This window comes from Enterobacter sp. CGMCC 5087, from assembly GCF_003144775.1.
Lineage (GTDB): Bacteria > Pseudomonadota > Gammaproteobacteria > Enterobacterales > Enterobacteriaceae > Enterobacter > Enterobacter cloacae_M.
Genome location: NZ_QFXN01000266.1, coordinates 1 through 1,250, shown reverse-complemented (window position 1 = coordinate 1,250; position 1,250 = coordinate 1). Strand labels below are relative to the sequence as shown.

Annotated in this window: 1 protein-coding gene and 1 pseudogene; both read right to left on the bottom strand. The window is 42.2% G+C overall.

Annotated elements, in window-relative coordinates; all coding sequences use genetic code 11:
• A pseudogene (locus DEO48_RS23050) lies at nt 1-355 on the bottom strand (hypothetical protein); the annotation flags it as partial.
• Nucleotides 356-377: 22 nt separating this feature from the next.
• Entirely contained in the window at nt 378-1,079 is a 702-nt protein-coding gene (locus tag DEO48_RS23045) for an Imm52 family immunity protein (RefSeq protein WP_109846402.1), read from the bottom strand.
• Nucleotides 1,080-1,250: the final 171 nt, after the last annotated feature.

Here is a 1,250-nt window from a genome sequence, read left to right as displayed (position 1 = left end):
CAAACTTCACTTGCTTGCTTGAATTTTTCAGCCCCGGATGCCGGAAGGCATACTCTTCCACGCTGGTTTTTCCATCGCTGTTGTGCATGCTGTAGGTGCCGCAGATCCGCATCTGATAATTCAGACTGACTTCTTGTTTCTCACTAAACGGTGCCTGAATCGGCGAGACCCAGGGTATCGCCGGGCATTTCTCACAGGGTCTGGTAGAATCCGCCGCTGTCACTTTCCCGGAGGAGTCCTCTTTTTTGCCCTCATTCACCATCTGAGCAGCCGCACCTGCACCAATGGTGATGCCAAGTGCGGCGGCCAGTGCTTCGGCAGCTTCTGCTAATGCAGGTATTACTGCAAATATCATGGTGATTTATTTCCTTTAACCATCAGAATATTTTTTTGTATGTTGGCAGAATGTCATGCGCTACCAGCGCGATCTCAAGATCGTTGGATAACGTAATATCAGCTTTGTTGGAGCCATCAAAGAAATCTCGTTTGGTCACGAACAACGTACCAACAGGTTGTCCATCTCGTTTGATAGAATGCATCTGTTTAGGAAGATTCAGCGTCTTTTCATCGTAGCTTTTATCGATGTAGAACATCCAGCCTACAGGAAGACGATCCGGGAATACCATTGACTCATGAAGACTATAATCGTTCGTTTCCAGGTGGATGATGTGTGGTTCAATTTTATCGATTATTTTTAATACAATCTGTGAAGCAAGGTTCATTGCTTCAGCTTCAGTATTTGTATTGCAAGTCAATTCATAGCAGAAATTATTTATATCGGCCTCGATATTATTCGTTGCAGTAACAATATCGCCGCTCTCATTCCATATCCAGGCAACAACTAAAGGAAAACCATCTTGTAAATCTTTCTCTAATAACTCACTGGCATTTGGAGTTATTTTCCCTCCACTAAAAACTTCCTTTGTCATGGCATCTTCCTTTGACTCTCCAGTAAGATACCAACTTACATCCCCACGTAACGTTGAATAACATTCCGTCATAAATTTCATGGTATTGAGAATAGAATTAATTGTTGTTTCCTTCTCTTTAAAAAATATTGTCAATTGGATTTTGGGCATATGCTCACCTATGGAGTATAAAAAACTGTGATATTAGGATGTTTACGCAATGCTCTCTTGTAGTAAGAGCAACTAACAGGTTGCATACAGTGCCAGTGGCACTCGGGGATACGGTCACATAAATTTATTGCGTCTTGTTGCCTAATTGCTTGATCTAAAGCGTCTTTAGCT